Below are 18,735 nucleotides of genomic sequence, written 5' to 3'. Positions count from 1 at the left end.
GTTCGTAGGCTGTGGGGGTGGAGACACAGAGTGTGGCCGGGATCCGGATGGCCGATCCGGTCCTGGCCGAGGCCACCGCTGACGGGCTCAAGCGGGTCGAGGACCTGCTGCACCGCGAGGTGCACAGCGACTACGAGTTCGTCACCGAGACCTCGTTGCACCTGATCGACGCGGGGGGCAAGCGGTTCCGTCCGCTGTTCACGCTGCTCGCGGCGCAGGTGGGACCGCATCCCGAACGCGACGAGGTGATCACGGCGGCCGCCGTGGTGGAGCTGATCCACCTGGCGACGCTGTACCACGACGACGTGATGGACGAGGCGTCCATGCGGCGGGGCGCGGAGTCCGCGAACTCGCGCTGGGACAACTCGATCGCGATCCTGACCGGGGACTTCCTGTTCGCGCACGCGTCGCGGCTGGTCGCCGACCTGGGCCCGGACGCGGTGCGGATCATCGCCGAGACGTTCGCACTGCTCGTGACCGGTCAGATGCGCGAGACCCGCGGCCCCAAGGCGTCCGACGACCCGGTGCAGCACTACCTGCGGGTGGTCGCGGAGAAGACCGGGTCGCTCATCGCGACCTCGGGCCGCTACGGCGGCATGTTCTCCGGCGCACCGGCCGAGCACGTCGAGGCGCTGCGGACCTTCGGCGAGGTCATCGGGGCGGCCTTCCAGATCTCCGACGACATCATCGACATCGCGTCGCCGTCGGACGACTCGGGCAAGACGCCCGGCACCGACCTGCGCGAGGGCGTGCACACCCTGCCGATGCTCTACGCCCTGCGCGACGGCGACGACTCCGCCGACGCGCGCAGGCTGCGGCAGCTGCTGGCCGCCCCGATCAGCGACGACGACGAGGTGGCCGAGGCGCTGGAGCTGCTCCGCTCCGGTGACGCGCTGGTCAAGGCCCGGGAGACCGTCGCCGGGTACGCCGACCGGGCGCGCGCCGAGCTGGCAGTGCTGCCGCCGTGCCCGGCGATCGAGGCGCTGCGGACGCTGACCGACTACACGGTGGAGCGGGTGGGCTGAGGCGCCGGTGGGCGTCGCCGTCGCAGCAGGTCGACGGTGAACACCACCAGCGCCAGCCAGACGAGGGCGAACCCGGCCCAGCGGGCCGGGGACATCGTCTGCCCGACCACCAGCACGCCCCACAGGAACTGCAGCGTGGGGTTGATGTAGAGCAGCACCCCGAGGGTCGTGAGCGGCAGCCGTCGCGCCGCGGAGCCGTAGAGCAGCAGCGGCAGCGCCGTCGCCGGGCCCGCGGACAGCATGAGCAGCAGGTGCCACGGGCCGTGCCCGGTGAACGTGCCGCCGCCGGAGAGCTGCAGGACGACCAGGAACACCGCGGCCGGCACGACGAGCACGAGGCCCTCCGCGGTCAGCCCGGCCGCGGCGGGCAGCGGCGCGGTCGCCTTGAACAGCCCGTAGATCCCGAACGAGCAGGCCAGTGCCATCGACAGCCACGGCACCGTGCCGTTCCCGACGGCGATGACGACGACGGCCGTCGCCGCCAGCCCCAGCGCCACCCACTGCGCGGGCCGCAGCCGCTCCCGCAGGACGAGGACGCCGAACAGCACCCCGACCAGCGGGGTCATGTAGTAGCCGAGCGCGGACTCGACGACCAGCCCCACCGACACGCCCCAGATGAACAGGCCCCAGTTCACCGCGATGAACACTGCGGCGGCGGCCGTCGCGAGCCATCCGCGGACACCGAGCCCGCGCACGTCGCCCCAGCCGCGCAGCACGGTCAGCACCAGCGACATCAGCACCGCGGTCCACAGCACGCGGTGGGCGAGCACCTCCAGCGGCGCCGCGGGGTCCAGCAGCGGCCAGAACGCCGGGAACAGGCCCCACAGGACGTACGCGCCGACGCCCGCGGTGAGCCCGGCGGGATTCCGCTCACTCCGTTCGGGTGTGGTTCGTTCGGGGGAACGGGCGGTGGTCATGGTCGCTTCGGGTGGTCGGTCAAGGGCACGATGATCCGGTACGGGTGTGCTCCCGCGCGAGACGACGGCGGGGCGGGCACGATCCGTGATACCAAGCACGGCGACAGCGGTCCGGGACGGTCCCGGGCGGACGGAGGTCCGGCATGGGCTGGATGTGGGTACTGCTGGCGGTGCTCGTGGTTCTGGTGGCGGCGGGGGTACTGGTGTCCCGTCGCCGCGGGGGGACCGTCGAGGGCGGTCCGGAGGCCACGGGGACGCCCGACACGGCTGAGGTGCCCGACGGGCCGGGCCCGGGGCGCGACCCCGGGACCGTGGGGCTGTTCGACACCGCGGGGGTGGTCGACCCCTCCGCCGCGGCGGCCGGGGCGCACACGCCGTCGCCGGACGTCGCAGCGCCGCCCTCCCCGGCGGACGGTGCGGGGGAGTGGTCCGGCCCCGGGGCGACCGCGGGCGGGCCCACCGGGACCGGCGATGCACCGGGCGGGCACGGGCCGGCCGGCGGGACGGGGGCCGACCCGGCGCCCGGGACCCGGCCGGCGGACGTCGCGCCCGGAGCCACGGCGACGGCCCCGGACGGGTCCGGTCCGGAGGTGTCGGGTCGCGGTGCCGACGGAGACGGAGCCGACGGGGACGGCGTCACCGCGGGCGGGACCGGTCCGGGCGGCGCCGACAGGCCCACGACCGGCGGTGCCGTCGCCCTGTCCCAGGACGGTGCGGTCCACGACGGCGCGGCCCCGGACGGTGCGGTCCACGACGGCACAGCTCCGGACGGTGCGGTCCACGACGGCACAGCTCCGGACGGTGCGGCTCACGACGGCACAGCCCCGGACGGTGCGGTCCACGACAGCGCGGTCCACGACAGCGCGGTCCACGACAGCGCGGCCCACGACGGCGTGGCCCAGGTCGGCGCGGCCCACGACGCTCCGGCTGATGAGGGCGCGGCCGACCCCGTCCCGGCTCCGGGCGGGCCGGGCGGCGCCGCCGCGACCGCGGACGGCGCCACGGCCCCCGCGGTCCCCCTCCCGCGCCCCGAGAGCGACCCCGCGCCGCAGGACGGACCGGCCGAGGACGGCGAGCCGGCCGGTCGCCACGCCCTGCGCGACGATGTCGAACCGGCCCCGCTGCCCGAGCCGGGCCCGGCGCCGGCCGACGACGGTCCGCCCGCACCGCTGCCGATCCCGTCGCGGCCGCGACAGGGCGCCGGTGGCTCGGCGCTGGCGGCGCTCGACTCCCGGATCATCGGCCCGTCCGCGGCGTCCGCGCCGCTGCCCCCGGGCGTGCGTCCCGGCCCGTACCCGGACTCGGTGCTCGCACCCACCGACGGCGGCGACCCGCCCGAGACGCACCGGGTGAAGGTGCACAGCGGGTCGCGGCGGTTCCACCCGCCGGAGTCGCCGTACTACGTCCGCACCCGCGCGGACCTGTACTTCACCGCGGAGGGCGCCGCACGGGCGGCCGGGTTCATCGCGTGGCACGAACGTCCCGGGGCCCGCTGAGGCCGCCACCCCCGGACACACGACGGCTCCGGTACTCCGAGGAGTACCGGGGCCGTCGTCCGTCGCGGGCCGGATCTAGACGATGGTCCAGGTGTCGCGGCCGTTGAGCAGGGCCTGCAGGTCCGCGTCGGGCTTGGCGTCCTTGGCGGCCTGGACCTGGGCGCGGGCGGCGTCGTCGTAGGTGGGGCGGTCGGTGTTGCGGAAGACGCCGGTGACGGTGTGGGTGAGGTCCTGGTCCGAGAGCCGGGACAGGGCGAAGGCGAGCTCGTGGTCGGCCTGGTCGTGGACCACGATCTGTCCCGGGTCGACCGAGGCGGTCTCGACGACCGCGAGCTTGAACCCGTCCTGGACGACGGCGTGGGAGCCGCGGCCGTCCTCGCCCGGGGTGCCGAAGGTGATCGGCTCGCCGTGGACGATGGGGATCAGCCGGTTCTCGGTGTCGCCCTTACGCAGGACGTCGAAGCTGCCGTCGTTGAAGATGGGGCAGTCCTGGAAGATCTCGACCAGGGCCGAGCCGCGGTGCTCGGCGGCAGCCTGGAGCACGGCGGTGAGGCTCTTGCGGTCGGAGTCCAGCGCCCGCCCGACGAAGCTCGCCTCGGCGCCCAGGGCCAGGGAGATCGGGTTGAACGGGTGGTCCAGTGATCCCATGGGGGTGGACTTGGTGACCTTCCCGACCTCGGAGGTGGGGGAGTACTGGCCCTTGGTCAGCCCGTAGATGCGGTTGTTGAACAGCAGGATCTTGATGTTGACGTTGCGGCGCAGCGCGTGGATCAGGTGGTTGCCACCGATCGAGAGGGCGTCGCCGTCACCGGTGACGACCCAGACCGACAGGTCCTCGCGGCTGGTGGCGAGGCCGGTGGCGATGGTGGGGGCGCGGCCGTGGATGGAGTGCATCCCGTAGGTGTTGAGGTAGTACGGGAAGCGGCTCGAGCAGCCGATGCCGGAGACGAAGACGGTGTTCTCGCGGCGGATGCCCAGGGTGGGGAGGAACTGGCGGACGGCGGCGAGGACGGCGTAGTCGCCGCAGCCGGGGCACCAGCGGACCTCCTGGTCGGAGGTGTAGTCCTTCGCGGTCTGCTTCGCGTCCGTCGTCGGGACGCCGTCGAGGCCGCCGATGGACGGCAGGCCCAGGTCGGTGGCGGTCATGCCTGCGCTCCAGTGGTCTCGTTGGCGATGTCGGACGCCGACTCCGGGTGCTTGCCGGTGAGGTAGTCCAGGAACACGTCCTGGAGCTCCTCGGCGCCGAAGGGGAGCCCGGCGACCTTGGTGTAGCTCTTGACGTCGACCAGGTGCTCGGCGCGCAGCAGCATGGCGAGCTGGCCGAGGTTCATCTCGGGGCAGAGCACCGTGCGGTAGCCGCCCAGGATCTCGCCGAGGTTGGCCGGCATCGGGTTGAGGTTGCGCAGGTGCACCGTGGCGACCGAGTGGCCCAGCTTGCGCACGCGCCGCGCCGCGGCGTTGATCGGGCCGTAGGTCGAGCCCCAGCCGATGACGAGGAAGTCCGCGTCGCCGTCGGGGTCGTCGACGACCAGGTCGGGGACGGTGATGCCGTCGATCTTGGCCTGGCGCAGGCGGACCATGCGGTCGTGGTTGTCGGGATCGTAGGAGATCGAGCCGCGTCCGTCGGCCTTCTCCAGCCCACCGACCCGGTGCTCCAACCCGGCGGTGCCCGGGATCGCCCACGGCCGCGCCAGGGTCTCGGGGTCACGCAGGTAGGGCCAGAACTCGCCCGACCCGTCGGGGGCGTTGGGTTCGGTCGCGAACCCCGGATCCACCGTCGGCAGGGTCTCGACGTCGGGGATCTTCCACGGCTCGGAACCGTTGGCCAGCGCCCCGTCCGAGAGCAGCATGACCGGGGTCCGGTACTTCACCGCGATCGCGGCGGCCTCGACCGCGGCGAGGAAGCAGTCCCCCGGGGTGCAGGGGGCGATCACCGGCAGCGGCGCCTCCCCGTTGCGCCCGTGCAGGGCCTGGAGCAGGTCGGCCTGCTCGGTCTTGGTCGGCAGACCGGTCGAGGGCCCACCGCGCTGGACGTCGATGACCAGCAGCGGCAGCTCCAGCGCGACGGCCAGGCCGACGGTCTCGGCCTTGAGCGCGATCCCCGGCCCGCTTGTGGTGGTGACACCGAGTGCCCCGCCGAAGGCTGCGCCCAGGGCGGCGCCGACTCCGGAGATCTCGTCCTCGGCCTGGAAGGTGGTCACGCCGAAGGCCTTGTGCTTGGACAGCTCGTGGAGGATGTCCGAGGCCGGGGTGATCGGGTAGGTGCCCAGGAACACGGGGAGGCTCGTCGTCCGCCCCGCGGCGATCAATCCGTAGGCCAGGGCGACGTTCCCGGTGATCTGCCGGTAGGTCCCCGGGGCGAGGCGGGCGGGGGCGACCTCGTAGGTGACCGCGAACGCCTCGGTCGTCTCGCCGTAGGCGTGCCCGGCGCGGAAGGCCAGGATGTTGGCCTCGGCGATGTCGGGCTTCTTCGCGAACTTCTCCCGCAGGAACCGCTCGGTCGACTCCGAGGGGCGGTGGTACATCCACGACAGGAGCCCGAGGGCGAACATGTTCTTCGCCCGCTCGGCGTCCTTCTTCGACAGCCCCGTCTCCTCCAGGGCACCGCGGGTCAGGGTCGCCATCGCGACCCCGTGCACCGCATAGGGCTCCAGGGAGCCGTCCTCGAGGGGGTTCGCCGCGTAGCCGACCTTGGTCAGGTTCCGCTTGGTGAACTCGTCGGTGTTCACGATCAACACCCCGCCCTGGGGCAGGTCGGCGATGTTCGCCTTGAGCGCGGCCGGGTTCATCGCGACCAGCACGTCCGGACGGTCACCGGGGGTCAGGATGTCGTAGTTCGCGAAATGCAGCTGGAACGACGACACCCCCGGCAACGTCCCGGCAGGAGCCCGGATCTCAGCGGGGAAGTTCGGCAACGTCGACAGGTCGTTGCCGAAGTTCGCGGTCTCGGAGGTGAAACGGTCACCCGTCAGCTGCATACCGTCACCGGAGTCGCCGGCGAACCGGATGACCACCCGGTCGCGCTGCACGACCTCGGAGTCGCGTGCCTCGACGGGAGTGTCGCTGGTCGTCATGGGCTGATGGTCCCCAGTTCGGCGTCGAATTGTCCCTCGATACATCGAGGTTAACTCCCGGTTCGGCCCCCTGTCCGGAGACCCGGGATCACGTCACATAACCCGGATTACGTTCGTGACAACAGTCACTTCTTGCTGATCTTCTTCTGCAGCGCCGCGACGCGCTCCGCGAACGCCTCGGAGTGCACCGTCTCGGCCTGCGCGCGGACCTCGACGTCGGTGGCGTCGGCGTGCGCGGCGAGCCGGGAGGTGATCCGCATCGTCGCCTTGGTGTTGACGATCAGGTCCCGCGGTGCGGCGGCCGCCCGGCCCGCGAGCTCGCGGGCGCCGGCCATCAGGTCCTCGTCGCTGTCGTAGGCGCGCCAGGCCAGGCCGACGCGCTCGGCCTCGCGGGCGTCGAGGACGTCGCCGAACAGGGTCATCGCCGCGGTGCCCTGGGCGCCGAGGGCGCGCTGGGCCATCCACGTGTAGCCGCCGCCGGGGTGCAGGCCCAGCTGCATGAAGCGGACGTCGAACCTCGCGGTCGGGCCGGCCAGCCGGACGTCGCAGGCCAGGGCCAGGTTGATCCCGGCGCCGACGGCGGCGCCGTTGACCGCGGCCAGGGTCGGCAGCGGGGACGAGGCGATGGCGAGGAATCCGGAGTAGACGCGCTTGAGCGTCGCCGGGTCGGCCTCCTGCAGCTCCGCGAGGTCACCGCCCGCGCAGAAGGCGGGTGCCTGCCCGGTGACGACGATCGCGCCGACCGAGTCGTCGGCGTTCGCGGCCTCGACGGCGGCGACGAGCTTCTGCGAGAGGTCCAGGTTCAGCGCGTTGCGTCGTGCCGGGTTGGACACGGTGAGCACCGCGACACCGTCGGTGACCTCGGTGCGGACCTCTGTCGTGACATCGCCGTCGCTCATGGGCCCGACTCTTCCACGCCGGGTTAGCCTCCCGCACGTGACGGGTGCACAGGTGACCGGGCGGGCCGAGCTGCCCCGCCACCACCCCGGCTGCTTCGCCTGCGGTGACGGTCCCGGCGGGCTGCGGATGCGCTTCACCGATCCGGGCCCCGACTCCGACGGGCGGGCCCGGGTGACCGGGACGGTCGTCGTCGCCGACGCGCACGAGGGCGCGCCCGGCCTGGTGCACGGCGGCGTGCTGGCCACGGCGATGGACGAGCTGTTCGGCGCGCTCCAGCACCACCTCGACGGCTACTACGTGACCGCGGAGCTGACCACCCGCTACCGGGCCCCGGTGCCGCTCGGCACGACGCTGCACCTCGACGCGGTGATCGAGTCGGTCGACGGGCGCAAGCTGCGGGTCCGCGGTACGGGCAGGCTCGACGCCCCGGACGGCACCGTCGCGGTGTCGGCGACGGCACTCTTCCTCGGCGTCACGCTCGACCACTTCCGCCGGTACGCCCCCGAGGGCACCCGCTTCCGGGAGCGACACGCGCGCTGAGCCGCGGTCGGGGCGGGTCACACCCGGGAACGCACCGCCCGGTTCGTCCGTTGACCCGGGTGACCCCCGCAGGACCGCACGGAAAGGTGACCCCGGCGTGCACAGCCACATGAACGGTCTGAAGACGGCCGTCCTCCTCGGCGCGATGAGCGCCCTGATCCTCGCGATCGGCGGGGTCCTGGGCGGGCGCGGCGGACTGGTCATCGCGCTCGTCATCGCGTTCGCGGTGAACGGGTGGGCCTACTTCAACTCGGCTAAGACGGCGCTGCGGTCGATGCACGCCCAGCCGATCACCGAGGCCGAGTACCCGCAGCTGTTCCGGATCGTCCGCGAGCTGAGCCAGCGGGCCCGCCAGCCCATGCCGTCGCTGCACATCAGCCCGACCGACGCGCCGAACGCGTTCGCCACGGGCCGCAACCCGCGGCACGCCGCGGTCTGCGTGACCACCGGTCTGCTGCACCTGCTCGACGAGCGCGAGCTGCGCGCCGTCATCGGCCACGAGCTCAGCCACGTCTACAACCGCGACATCCTGATCTCCTCGATCGCCGGTGCGCTCGCCTCGGCGGTGTCGTTCCTCGCGAACTTCGCGATGTTCGCCTCGATCTTCGGCGGCGGCGACGAGGACCGCCCGAACCCGATCGCGATCATCCTGGTCGCGATGCTGGGGCCGATCGCGGCCGGCGTCGTGCAGATGGCCGTCAGCCGGTCCCGTGAGTACCAGGCCGACGCGTCGGGCGCCGAGCTCACCGGGGACCCGCTGGGCCTGGCCTCGGCGCTGCACAAGCTCAAGTACGGCACCGCGGCCGCCCCGCTGCCCCCGGACCCGCGTCTCACCGCGCAGTCGCACCTGATGATCGCCAACCCGTTCCGGCCCGGCGAGAAGATGGCGAAGTGGTTCTCCACGCACCCGCCGATCGAGGACCGGATCGCGCGGCTCCAGCAGATGGCCCGCCGCTGACGGGACCGTTCGGGGTGGTTGCGTGTCCCCAGGTCGCTGTTCCGTAACGGTTCGGGGTACCGCGAGCGATGGAACTCTCAGAGCAGAGCTCCCCCTGCGGAAGAGGACCCATGAGCGAGACCCCGTCCCAGAAGCCCCGCCACGCGCTCACCGACACCGGTGGGACGCCGTCGGTGCCGCTCCAGGGCGGCCCGGTCGAGGTGCCGTCACCGGCTCGCCCGGGGGACGACGTGGTCACCGGGACCGGCCCGGGGGAGCAGGTCGCGCTGCCGTCGGCCCGGTCGTCCTCGGACGCCGACGCGCCGGTCGCCGCCGACGTCTCGGCCTCCTCCGCCCCGGACACCGACACGGACACCGCGGCCGCGCCCACCCCGGACGCGGAGCCGGAGACGCCGGAGCCCCGTGCCCCCCGTGCGGCCGCGCCGGACACGGCGCCCGGCGGCGGGTCCTCCGACGACGCACCCACCACCGCACTGCCCGTCGTCCCGCGTCCCCGCGACGCGGCCGGTCCCGGCCGGCAGCGGCCGGTCGGCGTCCCGCCCCGGCAGGCCCCGGGCGCCTACGTCCCCGGGCAGTACGCCGCGGCGGCCCCGCGACACCCGTCCCGGCCGACGGCGCCCCGGCACCCCGTGGCGGGCCGGCCCCCGGCGATGCAGCGCCCGCCCGCGAGGTTCCCGTCGGGCCCCCCGGCACAGGCCCCGGCCGTCCAGCGGCTCCCCGAGCCGTTCCGCGCGGCGCCGCTGCCCGAGGGCGCCGGCACCCGGACCTCCGGTGGCTTCCGGCTGCCCGACTTCCCGGCCCGCACCCGACCGGTGCTGCCCGCCGTCCTGGGCGCGGCGGCCGCGGTCGTCCTGGCCCTCGGTGTCGTCGCCGGGGTCACCGGTACGTCCGACGCGTCGCCGGCGCCCGCGCCCGCCCCGGTGTCCACCCCCTGACCGATCTGCTTGTATCCCCGCCGTGGGGATCTCCTGGGACGACTACCGCAGCCACGACGCCGTCGGGCTGGCCGCACTCGTCGCCGCGGGTGAGGTGAGCGCGGCCGACCTGCTGGAGGCCGCCGTCGCCCGCGCCGACGCCGTCGAGCCGGGCCTCAACGCCATCCGGCTGCGGCTCGACGACGCCGCCCGCTCCCGCGCACGCGGCCCGCTGACCGGGCCGTTCGCGGGCGTCCCGTTCCTGGTGAAGGACCTCGCCCAGCACATCGCCGGGGTCCCGACGGCGTCCGGCTCCCGTCCGCTCGCCGACCACCCGCGCCCCGAGACGTCGACAGTGGTCCGGCGCTGGACCGAGGCCGGTCTCGTCGTGTTCGGACGGACCGCCACCCCCGAGTTCGGTGCCCGCGCCGTCACCGAGCCCGCGCTCGGCGGCCCGACCCGCAACCCGTGGGACCCCGGCCGCACCCCCGGCGGCAGCTCCGGCGGGTCCGCCGCGGCCGTCGCCGCCGGGATCGTCCCCGCGGCCGGTGCGAGCGACGGCGGCGGCTCCATCCGCATCCCGGCCGCCGCCTGCGGGCTGTTCGGACTCAAGCCCGGCCGTGGCGTGACGCCGTCCGGTCCGGACGTCGCCGAGGGCTTCCACGGCGCGGCGGTGCAGGGCGTGCTGTCGCGGACCGTGCGGGACTCGGCGGCCCTGCTCGACGTGACGGCCGGGCCGGAACCGGAGGGCCCCTACGTCGTGCGCCCGCCGGAGCGCCCCTACGCCGACGCCGTCCGGGACGACCCGGCGCCGCTGCGGATCGGGCTGGCCACCGCGTCGCCGCTGGGCACCGACGTCGACCCCGAGGCGGTCGCCGCGGCCACCGACGCCGCCGAGCTGCTGACCTCGCTCGGGCACGTCGTGGAGGAGTCCGCCCCCGCCCTCGACGGCCGGGCGCTGGCCACCGACTTCCTCACCACCTGGTTCTCCACGATCTCGGCCCAGGTGGCCTCGGCGCGGGCGCTGACCGGCTGCGGCGACGACGCCTTCGAGATCGAGACCCGGGTCATGGCCGCGATCGGCCGCGCCACCCCCGCGCCGGACTACCTCGCCGCGCTCGCCCGCCGCCAGGACCACACCCGAGCGCTGGCCGCGTTCCACGAGCGCTACGACCTGCTCCTCACCCCGACCCTGGCCCGGCCGCCGTGGCCGATCGGGGAGCTGGCGCTGCCCGCCCCGGCCCGGATCGGCGCGCAGGCGCTGCTGCGGGCCGGCGCGTCCGGCCTGTTCGGACGGCTCGGCCTGGTCGAGAGCCTGGTCGACGACAACTTCGCCCCGGTGCCCTACACCCAGCTGGCGAACCTGACCGGGCGGCCCGCGTCGTCGGTGCCGCTGTACCGGACGGCGTCCGGGCTGCCGCTGGGCGTGCAGTTCGTCGGACGGCCGGGGTCCGAGCCGCTGCTGCTCGCCCTGGCGGCGCAGCTGGAGCGGGCGCGGCCGTGGGCGCACCTGCGGCCCGCGGTCTAGGGGCCGACGAGCCGCGCGAGCTCCCGCACCCGTTCCCGCTGCACCCCGGCCGCGGCCGGGGCGTGGTGCAGCAGACCGTCGACGGCGTGCACCAGGGTGCGCGCGAGCCCGTCCGGGTCCGCCGTGCCGGGCCGCCGTGACAGGTGGAACGCGACCTCCCGGACGCAGTCCTCCCGCAGCGCCTCGACGGCCGCGACGCCGTGCGGGGTGCGGGTCGCGAACGCGGCGAACAGTGCGTGCAGACGCGGGTGGTCGGCGTGCAGGGCCACCGCGGTGTCGGCGATCCGCAGCAACGCGGTGCGCGGCTCCGGCGGGTCCGCCCGCAGCTCGGCGCAGACCGTGTCCAGAGTGGACCGGGCCTCCCGGACGTGCCGGGCGACCAGCTCGTCGAGCAGGGCCTGCTTGTCCGGGAAGTACTGGTACAGCGACCCGACGGCGACACCGGCCCGCGCCGCGATGCGGTTGGTCGTCGCGGCGAGCCCCTCCCGCGCGAAAACCTGAGCAGCGGCGGTCAGGACGAACTCCACGGTCGCCCGCGACCGCTCCTGACCTGGTGTTCTCCGCACGTCCCCCCCCCTGTGTGCCGCCCGCGAACGCGAGTTGTCGCGGCCCATCGCAGCACGAACGCTGGAGCGGTGACCAGCACCTTCCTCGTGGACTACCTGCTGCGGCTGCTGCCCGGCCTGATCGTGGTCGGGGCGACCTTCGTCCTGATCGGACGGTCGTCCCCGCTGCTGCGGATCGTCCTGCTCGTGACCGGGTTCGTGCTGGTGCGGGACGCGATGACACCGCTCGGCCTGTGGTCGATCGGCCCGGCGCCCCACGGCCTCCTGTGGCTGCGGCTGTCCCCGGACCCGGTGGTGCTGCTCGGCATGGGGACGGTGGGGGTCGCGGCGTCGCTCGCCGTCGCCTACGGCCCCCGCGACCTGCGCGGGCTGGTCGTGTGGGGCCGGCTCGGGCCGCGGTCGCTGCTCGCCGCGCTCGGTGGCGCCGCGGTTCTGCTGGTGCCGCTGACCGCCGTGCTGTGGACGGTCCCCGTCGAGCAGCGCGGAGGCGCGGTGGCGGTCGGGCTGCTGCCGGCGCTGGCCGTGCTCGCGTTCGGGGGCAACCTCCTGGAGGAGGTCCTCTTCCGCGGGCTCCTGCAGGGACACCTCGCGGGGCCACTGGCGTTCGGCGCGGTGCGCGCCGTCGTCGCGTCGGGGCTGCTCTTCGCGGTGGGGCACGTCGTACTCGCCACGACCGTGACCGACCTCGGATGGCCGATCCTGGTGTTCACCGCCGCGGAGGGACTGGTGTGCGCGTGGGTGCGCCACGGGCACGGAGTGCTGGCCGCGACCCTCACGCACGGGACGGTGATCCTGGGCCTCGCCTCGGGGCTGTGAACGGCCCCGGTGACAGCTGACACAACGGGCGCCGAGGATCCCGCACCAGGCCCGCTCCGGCCCGTCCGCCCGCCCGCCCGCGACCCGACCACCACGATCGGCGACAGTCCGTCGATCGTGGGCGTGTGGCGGGGCGGGCGGGAGGTGTCCGGCAGTGCCGGGGCCGGCCCGGCTACCGGTAGTTCGTGAACTGCAACGCGATGCCGAAGTCCTTGGACTTGAGCAGCGCGATGACGGCCTGCAGGTCGTCCTTCTTCTTGCCCGAGACGCGCAGCTGGTCGCCCTGGATCTGGGCCTGGACGCCCTTGAGCTTCTCGTCGCGGATGGCCTTGCTGATCTCCTTGGCCTTGTCCTGCGCGATGCCCTGCAGGATCTTGCCGCCGGCCTTGTAGGCCTTGCCCGACAGCTGGGGCTCGTCCACCTCGAGGGCCTTCAGGCTGATCGAGCGCTTGATCAGCTTCTCCTTGAACACCTCGATCCCGGCGAGCAGCCGCTCCTCGGTGTCGGACTCGAAGGCCACGGCCTCCTCGCCGGCCCACGCGACCGTCGTGTTGGTGCCGCGGAAGTCGAAGCGCTGCGACAGCTCCTTGGCGGCCTGGTTCAGGGCGTTGTCCACCTCCTGGCGCTCCACCTTGCTCACGACGTCGAACGACGGGTCGGCCATCGGTCACTCCCTCGGGGTCGGTCGGGGCCCCCTCGTCGGGGGCCGTCGGTCGTGTCGTATCCTCGTTCACGCACTCAGCGAGAGCGACGTGCACCCCGGCTGGTTGCCCGAGCGGCCAAAGGGAGCGGACTGTAAATCCGTCGGCGTAGCCTTCCCAGGTTCGAATCCTGGACCAGCCACAGCAGGTGAAAGAGACCCCCGACCAGCGGAAACGCTGGAACCGGGGGTCTTTTTCGTTGTCCGGGTGTGTCCGGCTCCGGACGGCTCGTGATGGGTGTTCACGGACCATGCACGGACTGATCTTGGTCGCGGAGCGCGTCCTCCACGCGACGGCGGACCGCGTCGTCCTGACCGGCGATGCACTTGGCGTAGACCCGCAGCAGGACGTCCACGCTGTGTCCGGCCCAGGACGCGACCTGCGGGGCGGGGACACCGCCGTTGAGCCAGGTGGACACCGCTGCGTGCCGGAGGTCGTAGGGGCGCCGTGCGAGCGGCGACGCGGCCTCCTCCGCGGTCAGTGCCTCGGTACGGGCGAGGGCCCACAGGCGGCCGTACAGGCTCTCCGAGAGCGGGCCACCCCGGGCACCGCGGAACAGCCGGCCTTCCGTGGTGGTGCCGTGCTCGTCGAGGTGCCGCCGCAGCAGGGCGGTCAACGCGGGAGGGGACGGGACCACCCGGACCTCCTCCGTGCCCCGGTGCTTGAGCTGGCGCGGCTCTCGGCGGGTTCCGGACTCGCTCCATGCCCGGCCGGCCGACGGGGCGGAGGCGTTCAGGTACAGCTCACCCCACCCGCGCTCGGGCAGTGACAGGGCCTCCTTGTGCAGCTCGACGGCCTCACCCGGACGCAGGGCGGCGTAGTACATGACACCGAAGAACGCGACGAGTGGCGGCCCGGACCGCTGGCCACGGACAGCGTCGAGGAGCGCGCGGGCCTGCCGGTGGTTGATCACGACCCGCGGGTTCACCGCCTCGGTGATCTTCGGGGCGCGCCAGCGGAGCGAGGTGATCGGGTTGCCGGGCAGGTGGCCGAGCTCCACCGCGTACTCCACGGCGTTGTAGAAGATCGCCCGCTTGCGGCTCACCGTCGACGCAGCGGCGGGCTTGCCGTCCATGCGCAGTGCGAGGGCGTCCAGGGCGGGCCGGAGCACGGTCGGGTCCGCGAGGGCCGTCACGGGCACGGTGTGCGCGGAGACCCAGCGCTCGACCCGGACCAGCTCGTCCGGAGGAGGACCGGCGGCCCGTGTGCGGGCGTTGAACGACCAGCCGTAGAGGAGTTGCCGAACGGTTGCGGCAGCGGGTCGGCTCCGGGCGTCGGCGAACAGCGCCGGAGTGACCGTCGCGAGGGACTCGGCGATTCCCTGACGGCTCTTGCCAGCCGCGTGCGGCCACTTCATGTCCACATAGGCCAGGGCGTGCTCGTACCAGCTCGTCACCTGCTCCTCGGGGCGCCGCCACGACACCGGTCGTCCCGTGGCGATGACGAACGCCTCCCCACGACGGGTGGTGCTCACCAGCTCGGAGCGGAAGCTGTCGGCGAGAGCCCGGGTCGGGAACGTGTCGTGCCACTCCTTGCCCGCGACGATCCACCGCACCCGGTACCGGGGCCCGTCCCGGCGCACCCGCTTCGTCACCGACCAGACCCGGACGTCGAACGTCGTCGGCTCCTCGTCGCTCATGCCGCGTCCGCCAGAGCAGCGAGCCAGGCATCCAAATCAGCCCGGCGGACCCGGATCGCACCGTTCGGGAGCCGGACGCAGCGCGGACCCCTCCCGAGCTGACGCCACTGGTAGAAGGTCGAGCGAGCCACCTGCAACTCCGCGCACAGCTGCTCCACCGTCAACTGCTCCACGCCCGCGACCGGCGTCCGATCCTTGGCCTTCATGCCGCTGCTCCCTCGGTTGCCGAACGGTCGTCGGGTGGTGCGTCGCTGGTCGCCAGGACGGCGGCGTCGTAGTCCGCGCGCCATCGGGAGCGTTGGTTGATCGCGTGCAGTAGCAGGACCGTGCGGGGTGGCACGTCCGAGTCCCCGGGTTTGGTGGTCTCCCAAGTGAAGGGGCCGTCGTCGACGGCGTAGGCGGGCTGGACCCCTGCGCGGTCGAGGAGTTGCCGAACGAACGCGGTCCGCTCGGCCCGGTGGTCCGAGAGCGACTTGTTGGACCACTTCCGCGAGACGAGGACCCGGCGCCCGGCGATGCCGAGGTGTTCGGGCTTGTGCGCTTTGCCCTTGCAATGCCCCGGCGTTGTGCCGGGTCGGGCGCCCTTGGGTTCGATGCCGTAGAGCAGCCAGATGGGGCAGCGCGGCGAGCACGGCGTGATGGCCAGTTCGGCGGCGAGGCGGCGTGCGTGCTCGCGCTGGCGGGTGGTGGCGGACTCGTCGAGGCCGGCGGCCTGCCCGACGGACTTGGTGAGGTACTTGGTCAGGTAGCCGATGTGGCGTCCGGCTTCCTCCGAACCGCCGAGGATGCCCTTGACGTGGACCTGCGGCCCGAATACCACCGTGTGCGCCGGAGCCGCGAGGGCGTCGGGGTCGGTGGCCTCGTCCCAGGTGGGCAGCGGCTCGCGGGTGTCGGGGTCGACGAACGCCTTGTGGTGGTTGTCCCAGCGGGGCAGCCGGTCCCCGCTGTAGACGAGTTCGTCGTGGGGCGGCCACCAGACCTGGTGGTATGTGGCGGCGGTGATCGCCCGGAGTTCGGAGCGGGGGATGGTGCCGCGGATGGCGGCGTGGAAGTGCGGTGCTCCGCGCTTCTGTGGCTCCACGGTGCCGAAGTACTGGACGTCCCAGCCGACGCAGCGGCGGGTGTTCTGCCAGAACCGGTCGAGCAGCTTGGGGAAGTGGATCGCGTCGCGGGCGGCGCGGCGGTAGTCGTAGGACTCCGGGTCGAGGGCGGCGCCGTGCTTGTCCACCCGCCCGTAGGTGTCCAGGGTCAGGGTGAGGAACGTCGACGGTCGGTACTTGCCGCCGAACACCCGGCCCACGGTGCGGTCCTCCACCGGGCGTCGGGGCAGGTTCGGCGCGTCCTGCCGACGGCGGGTCGTCCGGCGCACGGTCTGCGGTGCGGGGTCGAGCGGGGCCAGGCGCCCGCGGATGCCGAGGGCGCGTAGTTCCTGGTCCACCTCGGCGACGGTCTCGCGGATCTCCTCGCACTCGGCGTCGTCGTTCTTGGCGCGGGCGTCGGTGTAGGCGGCGTGCAGGTCCGCCCGGACCGTCATGAGTTCTTTCTGTGCGGCGGTCGGGTCGGCGGGTTTGGCGATGGGTTCGTTCTCGAGGTGCCAGCCCTCGCGGCACTGGACCATGCGCAGGCGTCGGGCTTTCTCCGCGCAGGGGCGGCACTGGTCCTCCCGCGTCGACCCGCACGGGACGGGCACGACGTCGACCCGGCCGCTGCTCTGGTCGATGCGGCGCATGGCCAGCGGGCGGACGCAGACGCCGTGGTCTTCGGCGAGCTGGGTGGCGACCTCGTTCGAGAGCGCGAGCATGGCTTTCTGTGCTCGGGTGAGCTTGTCCTGGTCGATCGGGACGGGGCCGGTCTCAGGTGCGGTCTCGGTGGCGTTCATGCGGCACCTCCGGCGGGCAGAGCGGGCGTGCCGGGGCGGAAGGGCAACACCGGCGCAGGCCTCCGGGCCGGATCCGGCGAGGGCGCGGCGACGAACCGCTCCAGAGCCTTGATCGCCTCATCCGGAACCCAGGCGGCCCGGACGCGCAGGGGTTCGCGGACCCCCTCGCCGAACAGATACCCGACGCCGGCCTCGGACTCGCCGATGCGGTTCGCCCACGCACCCCGGTCGTACGCCTGATCGCCCAGCACCATCCCGACGTGGGACTTGGAGGCCACGCGCAGGCAGATGCGGCGCGGGAACAGCTCCCGCACGGGGACTGTGTCCTTGGTGGGTTCCTGGACGTAGCCGCGGACGGTGAACCCGAGGGCGCGGCCCTGGGTGGTCAGCAGCGCGATGCGTTCGGTGATGGCCTCGCGGGTTTTGCGGTCGCCGACGTAGCGGAGCAGGGCGCCGATCTCGTCGAACTCGACGATCTCCAGCGGGGTGTCGCGGGTGATCGGGACGAGGCGTGTGGTTCCGGCGTGGGTGCGCTTGCGGGTCTCCATCTGGTCGACCAGGTCGTCGAGGAGCGCCAGAGTGTCCTTGCTGGTGACGGCGTAGCGGTGGAAGACGTCGCGGCCGTAGGCGAGTTCCATGCCCTTCGGGTCGATCCCGTTGACTCGCACCAGACCGTCGCGGATGGCCGGGGCGACCGACAGCAGGGGCGCCCACATCAGGGAGCCCTTCCCTGCGCCGGTGGCGCCGCCGATGAGGGTGTGGCTACCGCGGATCGACTGCCGCCATGCGGTGCCGTACTCGGTCGCCCCGGACAGCACCCGGTCAAGGTCGATCGCGTCCCCGGGGAGGCCGGCCATGGCGTTGAGGTCGGGTGCGGTGACGGTGGCGTCGAGGAGGTTGCGGCGCTGGTAGTCGATCGACACGACGTTGGGTGCGAGTTCGCGGACCTGGCAGCGGTTCACCCCGCGGGCCACGGCGAGGGCGCGGGCGGCCTGGTCGAAGTCCTCCGGGGTCTGTCCGGGGACCAGGCGGACCTTGACCTCGTCCCACGAGGGCCCGGAGCGGACCGAGAGGATGCGGGGGAGCTGGTCGCGCCGTGGGCGTTCCCGGGGCGCGGTGGCGGTGCGTCGGAGCGGGTTGACCTGGATGACAGTGGCCCCGCCGCGGTCGGGGACCGTCAGGCCGCAGGAGCGCAGCCAGCGCGGCATTCGCGGGGCGTAGACCAGCCAGCGCTGCCACCACGACCGGAGGTGACGCCCGGCCCATCGGTCGAACGAGGGCAGGGACGCGACCCGCCATACCCCCAGTGCAGTCGCGACGGTGGTGAGGGTGAGCAGGAGGGAGAGCCAGCCCCACCACCAGCACCACAGGGACACGACGGTTACGGTCGTGGTGGTGCGCCAGTGCCGGGCCGCCCACACGATCGCGAGGACGAGCCCCTTCACGGCCAGGTAGAGCGCGATGAACACGACGGCGGCGGTCGCGAGGGCTTCCAGAACTCGGGCCAGGTAGTGGCCGAGCTTGTAGAGCAGGTAGACGGCGACCGCGAGCAGGGCGCCGCCGACGGTGAGGATCTGGTTCGCCGACAGCGGCATGTCAGCCGACGGGGCAGCGGCGGTGATCATTTGCGGCCTCCCGTGGGCCGGGCTGGGCGGACGGCGGACAGCGGGACCAGGGCGAGTTGGCCGACGTGATCGGCGCAGCGACGTCGTCGCGGGTCGGGCCGCTCGTGGAGCGGGGTTCGGCACACCTCGCAGCGAGGTGGGCGCGGGGTAGGCGTGG

Annotated in this window: 17 protein-coding genes and 1 tRNA gene; 8 read left to right on the top strand and 10 right to left on the bottom strand. The window is 73.5% G+C overall.

What is annotated here, in order from left to right; genetic code table 11:
* Nucleotides 1-47: 47 nt before the first annotated feature.
* Entirely contained in the window at nucleotides 48-1,025 is a 978-nt protein-coding gene (locus DMP17_RS22600; RefSeq protein WP_062403804.1) for a polyprenyl synthetase family protein, read from the top strand.
* On the opposite strand, the gene rarD is transcribed toward DMP17_RS22600, so the two are convergent.
* Nucleotides 1,001-1,942, bottom strand: a complete 942-nt coding sequence (gene rarD, locus DMP17_RS22595) for an EamA family transporter RarD (RefSeq protein ID WP_337830521.1) — start codon at nucleotides 1,940-1,942, stop codon at nucleotides 1,001-1,003. The two genes, DMP17_RS22600 and rarD, sit on opposite strands and share 25 nt — an antisense overlap.
* 143 nt (nucleotides 1,943-2,085) lie before the next feature.
* Between rarD and DMP17_RS22590 the strand changes: the two genes are divergently transcribed.
* Nucleotides 2,086-3,438, top strand: a complete 1,353-nt coding sequence (locus tag DMP17_RS22590; RefSeq protein WP_337830520.1) for a sunset domain-containing protein — start codon at nucleotides 2,086-2,088, stop codon at nucleotides 3,436-3,438.
* Nucleotides 3,439-3,513: 75 nt separating this feature from the next.
* On the opposite strand, the gene DMP17_RS22585 is transcribed toward DMP17_RS22590, so the two are convergent.
* The 3 genes from DMP17_RS22585 to DMP17_RS22575 form a co-directional block, all read right to left on the bottom strand.
* The gene (locus DMP17_RS22585; protein WP_337830519.1) at nucleotides 3,514-4,584 is read right to left on the bottom strand and encodes a 2-oxoacid:ferredoxin oxidoreductase subunit beta; all 1,071 of its coding nucleotides are present in this window, start codon (nucleotides 4,582-4,584) and stop codon (nucleotides 3,514-3,516) included.
* Nucleotides 4,581-6,512: a 2-oxoacid:acceptor oxidoreductase subunit alpha gene (locus DMP17_RS22580; RefSeq protein WP_226367671.1), complete on the bottom strand. Its 1,932-nt coding sequence runs from the start codon at nucleotides 6,510-6,512 to the stop codon at nucleotides 4,581-4,583. Before DMP17_RS22580 ends, DMP17_RS22585 begins: the two co-directional genes overlap by 4 nt.
* 125 nt (nucleotides 6,513-6,637) lie before the next feature.
* Nucleotides 6,638-7,411 (bottom strand): enoyl-CoA hydratase, encoded by a 774-nt coding sequence (locus DMP17_RS22575; RefSeq protein WP_226367670.1) that lies wholly within the window; start codon nucleotides 7,409-7,411, stop codon nucleotides 6,638-6,640.
* 37 nt (nucleotides 7,412-7,448) lie between these two features.
* Between DMP17_RS22575 and DMP17_RS22570 the strand changes: the two genes are divergently transcribed.
* The 4 genes from DMP17_RS22570 to DMP17_RS22555 all read left to right on the top strand — a co-directional run bounded on the left by DMP17_RS22570 (nucleotide 7,449) and on the right by DMP17_RS22555 (nucleotide 11,352).
* Nucleotides 7,449-7,952, top strand: coding sequence for a PaaI family thioesterase (locus DMP17_RS22570; RefSeq protein WP_337830518.1), 504 nt, complete (start codon nucleotides 7,449-7,451; stop codon nucleotides 7,950-7,952).
* Between the two features lie 97 nt (nucleotides 7,953-8,049).
* Nucleotides 8,050-8,910, top strand: a complete 861-nt coding sequence (htpX, locus tag DMP17_RS22565; RefSeq protein ID WP_226353886.1) for a zinc metalloprotease HtpX — start codon at nucleotides 8,050-8,052, stop codon at nucleotides 8,908-8,910.
* A gap of 110 nt (nucleotides 8,911-9,020) precedes the next feature.
* Entirely contained in the window at nucleotides 9,021-9,845 is an 825-nt protein-coding gene (locus DMP17_RS22560; RefSeq protein WP_337830517.1) for a hypothetical protein, read from the top strand.
* A gap of 28 nt (nucleotides 9,846-9,873) precedes the next feature.
* Nucleotides 9,874-11,352 carry an amidase gene (locus DMP17_RS22555; protein WP_337832712.1) on the top strand — a complete coding sequence of 493 codons (1,479 nt, stop codon included), beginning with the start codon at nucleotides 9,874-9,876 and terminating at the stop codon, nucleotides 11,350-11,352.
* Here the strand turns inward: DMP17_RS22555 and DMP17_RS22550 are convergent.
* Entirely contained in the window at nucleotides 11,349-11,918 is a 570-nt protein-coding gene (locus tag DMP17_RS22550) for a TetR/AcrR family transcriptional regulator (RefSeq protein WP_337830516.1), read from the bottom strand. The genes DMP17_RS22555 and DMP17_RS22550 overlap by 4 nt on opposite strands.
* Nucleotides 11,919-11,987: 69 nt before the next feature.
* On the opposite strand from DMP17_RS22550, the gene DMP17_RS22545 reads away from it, so the two are divergent.
* Nucleotides 11,988-12,734: a CPBP family intramembrane glutamic endopeptidase gene (locus DMP17_RS22545; protein ID WP_337830515.1), complete on the top strand. Its 747-nt coding sequence runs from the start codon at nucleotides 11,988-11,990 to the stop codon at nucleotides 12,732-12,734.
* 172 nt (nucleotides 12,735-12,906) lie between these two features.
* On the opposite strand, the gene DMP17_RS22540 is transcribed toward DMP17_RS22545, so the two are convergent.
* Nucleotides 12,907-13,398, bottom strand: a complete 492-nt coding sequence (locus tag DMP17_RS22540; RefSeq protein WP_226353882.1) for a YajQ family cyclic di-GMP-binding protein — start codon at nucleotides 13,396-13,398, stop codon at nucleotides 12,907-12,909.
* Between the two features lie 97 nt (nucleotides 13,399-13,495).
* Here DMP17_RS22540 and DMP17_RS22535 point away from each other — a divergent pair.
* Nucleotides 13,496-13,577, top strand: a tRNA-Tyr gene (locus tag DMP17_RS22535).
* A 99-nt stretch (nucleotides 13,578-13,676) separates the two neighbouring features.
* Here the strand turns inward: DMP17_RS22535 and DMP17_RS22530 are convergent.
* The 4 genes from DMP17_RS22530 to DMP17_RS22515 are packed head-to-tail and all read right to left on the bottom strand — an operon-like array spanning nucleotide 13,677 to nucleotide 18,578.
* Nucleotides 13,677-15,074 (bottom strand): tyrosine-type recombinase/integrase, encoded by a 1,398-nt coding sequence (locus DMP17_RS22530; RefSeq protein WP_337830514.1) that lies wholly within the window; start codon nucleotides 15,072-15,074, stop codon nucleotides 13,677-13,679.
* On the bottom strand, nucleotides 15,071-15,280 hold the full coding sequence (locus DMP17_RS22525; protein ID WP_337830513.1) for a helix-turn-helix transcriptional regulator: 210 nt from the start codon (nucleotides 15,278-15,280) through the stop codon (nucleotides 15,071-15,073). The genes DMP17_RS22530 and DMP17_RS22525 overlap by 4 nt, the downstream gene beginning before the upstream one ends.
* A complete protein-coding gene (locus DMP17_RS22520) occupies nucleotides 15,277-16,953 on the bottom strand; it encodes a replication initiator (protein WP_337830512.1) in 1,677 nt (558 codons plus the stop codon). Before DMP17_RS22520 ends, DMP17_RS22525 begins: the two co-directional genes overlap by 4 nt.
* On the bottom strand, nucleotides 16,950-18,578 hold the full coding sequence (locus DMP17_RS22515; protein ID WP_337830511.1) for an FtsK/SpoIIIE domain-containing protein: 1,629 nt from the start codon (nucleotides 18,576-18,578) through the stop codon (nucleotides 16,950-16,952). Before DMP17_RS22515 ends, DMP17_RS22520 begins: the two co-directional genes overlap by 4 nt.
* Nucleotides 18,579-18,735: the final 157 nt, after the last annotated feature.

It is taken from the genome of Pseudonocardia sp. TMWB2A (genome assembly GCF_017312135.1).
This window is presented reverse-complemented; position numbering and strand designations above follow the sequence as displayed.

Excerpts from the sequence above, each read along its gene's own strand:
- DMP17_RS22600 (WP_062403804.1), top strand. The coding sequence starts at position 48 with ATGGCCGATCCGGTCCTGGCCGAGGCCACCGCTGACGGGCTCAAGCGG.
- rarD (WP_337830521.1), bottom strand. The coding sequence starts at position 1,942 with ATGACCACCGCCCGTTCCCCCGAACGAACCACACCCGAACGGAGTGAG.
- DMP17_RS22590 (WP_337830520.1), top strand. The coding sequence starts at position 2,086 with ATGGGCTGGATGTGGGTACTGCTGGCGGTGCTCGTGGTTCTGGTGGCG.
- DMP17_RS22585 (WP_337830519.1), bottom strand. The coding sequence starts at position 4,584 with ATGACCGCCACCGACCTGGGCCTGCCGTCCATCGGCGGCCTCGACGGC.
- DMP17_RS22580 (WP_226367671.1), bottom strand. The coding sequence starts at position 6,512 with ATGACGACCAGCGACACTCCCGTCGAGGCACGCGACTCCGAGGTCGTG.
- DMP17_RS22575 (WP_226367670.1), bottom strand. The coding sequence starts at position 7,411 with ATGAGCGACGGCGATGTCACGACAGAGGTCCGCACCGAGGTCACCGAC.
- DMP17_RS22560 (WP_337830517.1), top strand. The coding sequence starts at position 9,021 with ATGAGCGAGACCCCGTCCCAGAAGCCCCGCCACGCGCTCACCGACACC.
- DMP17_RS22540 (WP_226353882.1), bottom strand. The coding sequence starts at position 13,398 with ATGGCCGACCCGTCGTTCGACGTCGTGAGCAAGGTGGAGCGCCAGGAG.
- DMP17_RS22530 (WP_337830514.1), bottom strand. The coding sequence starts at position 15,074 with ATGAGCGACGAGGAGCCGACGACGTTCGACGTCCGGGTCTGGTCGGTG.
- DMP17_RS22525 (WP_337830513.1), bottom strand. The coding sequence starts at position 15,280 with ATGAAGGCCAAGGATCGGACGCCGGTCGCGGGCGTGGAGCAGTTGACG.
- DMP17_RS22520 (WP_337830512.1), bottom strand. The coding sequence starts at position 16,953 with ATGAACGCCACCGAGACCGCACCTGAGACCGGCCCCGTCCCGATCGAC.
- DMP17_RS22515 (WP_337830511.1), bottom strand. The coding sequence starts at position 18,578 with ATGATCACCGCCGCTGCCCCGTCGGCTGACATGCCGCTGTCGGCGAAC.